Source organism: Mesorhizobium sp. M7D.F.Ca.US.004.03.1.1, assembly GCF_003998635.1.
Classification (GTDB): Bacteria; Pseudomonadota; Alphaproteobacteria; order Rhizobiales; family Rhizobiaceae; genus Mesorhizobium; species Mesorhizobium loti.
In genome coordinates this window covers 1-2,210 of the sequence record NZ_RZQG01000943.1, presented here as the reverse complement: position 1 = coordinate 2,210, position 2,210 = coordinate 1, and the positions used below count along the sequence as shown (strand labels likewise).

The following is a 2,210-nucleotide window of genomic DNA, read 5'->3' as shown; positions in this document are numbered from 1 at the left end:
CAGCAGAGCCAGCGTGGCGGGGTCCGGCGCCACGCCGAGTTCGTCGCGCAGCAGCCGCGTGCAGGTCTCGCCCTGGCGCTCGGCCGCCGCCCGGTCGCCGGCCGCCAGATGGGCGCGGATCAAATGGCGGTGGGCGCTTTCGCTCAGCGGGTCGAGGGCAGCGAGGCGCGTGGCGTGCAGCACCGCGTCGCGCGGTTCGCCCCCGGCGATTTTGGCTTCCACCAGCCGCTCCAGCGCCTGCACCAGCCGGCTGCGCAAGGCCTCGCGGCGGAAGAACACCCATTCCTCGAATTCGGGACAATCCGGCAGCGAGAAGCCGGCGAGATAGTCGCTGGTGTAGAGGCCGGCAGCATCGTCGAGAAGACCGGCGTTGCAGGCATGCTCGAAGGCGCTTGCATCGGCCTCGACGGACAGCGGCGCGCGCACCACCAGGGATGCCGCACTGGCTGATATGACCTCCTCGCCGAAGGCGATGCGGATCTTGTACAGCGTGCGCCGTAGCCGCGCGCGGGCGGCTTCCGCGTCGGCTTCGGGCCACAGCAGCGTGGCGGCGACGTCGCGCGCCACCGGTCCGCCTGCTTCGGCCAGGTAGATGACGAGCGCCGCCGCCTTGCGCAGGGCAAGCTCTATCGGCCGCCCGTTCAGCCGGAACTCCGGAAAGCCCAGAAGTCTGAGTTGTATCAGCTCCATCGATCCGCACGCGGCCGCACAAGGGTTTCGAGAGGACGTTGAGGGGACGCCGGCCGTCTATCCCCGGTTTCGAGCCAATCCGGCCCGATCAACTCCCTTGGAGCGAGAAATGTCACCGGTCAATACATCAAGCCGCCGCACAGCAGAACCGTTTGCCGGCGCCCCTGCCGCCGGCCATGGAGGCTGAGCCATGTGCCAGACCTGCCTCTCCTGGTACGCGCGCTGCGTCGCCCCCTATTTCGTCCATGCCGGCTGTTCGGCCAGCGCCTTTTCGCGGATGCGCGGGCGCGTCATCCCGAGGGCCGAAGGTGTCGTCGTCGAGGTCGGCTTCGGCTCGGGCCTCAACCTGCCCTATTACGATGCCGCCAGAGTGGAGCGGCTGGTCGGCGTTGATCCCGACGGCACCATGCTCGGCCTCGCCGCACCGAAGAGCCGCGCCTCACCCTTCGCCGTCGAATGCATCCGGGCCAGTGGCGAGAGCCTGCCTTTGGCCGATGGCTTCGCCGACACGGTGGTCGTCACCTATGCCTTCTGCACCATTCCAGACCCTCAAGCCGCGCTGAGCGAAATCCGGCGCATCCTGAAGCCGACGGGCCGGCTGATCTTCATCGAGCATGGCCAGGCCGAGGGGCCGCGTTGCCGGAGGTGGCAGGAGCGCCTGAACCGGCTGTGGGGATCGATCGCCGGCGGCTGCCACCTCAACCGCGATCCGCTGCACCTGATCGGCGGGGCGGGCTTTCGCCTGCTCGAAGTCCAGCACGGCCGGTTTCCCCTGCCCTTCTGGCAATTGGGCAGCCACCACGCCGGCATCGCGGCGGCTGGCTGACCGGTCCTTGCCGGCCACCCTCACCGGAAACCGACGAGCGACCTCAGCATCGCCGCGGGGCCAACCGCCTCGCGGCCCGTCTGCCGAAACCAGGCCTGTCCCGCACATCGTCGTCAATGGCTCGCCTATCCCCCAGCCAGCCTCGGCAACAAAAAGATCTCCGCCCCCTGCGGCAGCTTCTTCGACCACGTATCGCGATAGATCGTCCCGTCGATGGCGACGGCGATGCCTTTGTCGATCCAGGGCTCGAGGCCGGGATACTGTTCAGCCAGCTTCCTGAACAGCTCCCTTATGTCCTTGGCCTCGACCTCGACCTTGCTGTTGCCTCCGGCGAGCGCGCCAAGCGAACCCCAGAGCGTTACTTCGACCATTCCCGTTCCGCCTCGATCGCCGCCAGGATGCGCGGCGGCGACATCGGGATATGCGTCATGCGCACGCCCGCGGCGTTCGACACCGCGTTGGCGATCGCCGCCAGCGGCGGCACGATCGACGTCTCGCCGACACCGCGCACCCCGTAGGGATGGTTGGGGTTGGGGATCTCGAGGATCTGCGTGTCGATCATCGGCAGGTCCGAGCAGACGGGGATGCGGTAGTCGAGGAAGCCCGGGTTCTGCAGCCGGCCGTCCTTGCCGTAGATATACTCCTCGTTGAGCGCCCAGCCGATGCCTTGCGCGGCACCCCCCTGGTACTGTCC

General features: G+C 68.2%; 4 protein-coding genes. 1 reads left to right on the top strand and 3 read right to left on the bottom strand.

What is annotated here, in order from left to right:
* Nucleotides 1-690 (bottom strand): BTAD domain-containing putative transcriptional regulator (locus EN935_RS32275; RefSeq protein WP_281040380.1); only part of this gene is annotated, 690 nt, incomplete at its 3' end.
* A 190-nt stretch (nucleotides 691-880) separates the two neighbouring features.
* Here EN935_RS32275 and EN935_RS32270 point away from each other — a divergent pair.
* Nucleotides 881-1,516 carry a class I SAM-dependent methyltransferase gene (locus EN935_RS32270; protein WP_127264993.1) on the top strand — a complete coding sequence of 212 codons (636 nt, stop codon included), beginning with the start codon at nucleotides 881-883 and terminating at the stop codon, nucleotides 1,514-1,516.
* A gap of 125 nt (nucleotides 1,517-1,641) precedes the next feature.
* On the opposite strand, the gene EN935_RS32265 is transcribed toward EN935_RS32270, so the two are convergent.
* Nucleotides 1,642-1,887 carry a MoaD/ThiS family protein gene (locus EN935_RS32265; protein ID WP_127264992.1) on the bottom strand — a complete coding sequence of 82 codons (246 nt, stop codon included), beginning with the start codon at nucleotides 1,885-1,887 and terminating at the stop codon, nucleotides 1,642-1,644.
* On the bottom strand, nucleotides 1,875-2,210 hold a 336-nt coding region (locus tag EN935_RS32260), incomplete at its 5' end, for a molybdopterin cofactor-binding domain-containing protein (protein ID WP_164771539.1). The genes EN935_RS32260 and EN935_RS32265, both read right to left, overlap by 13 nt.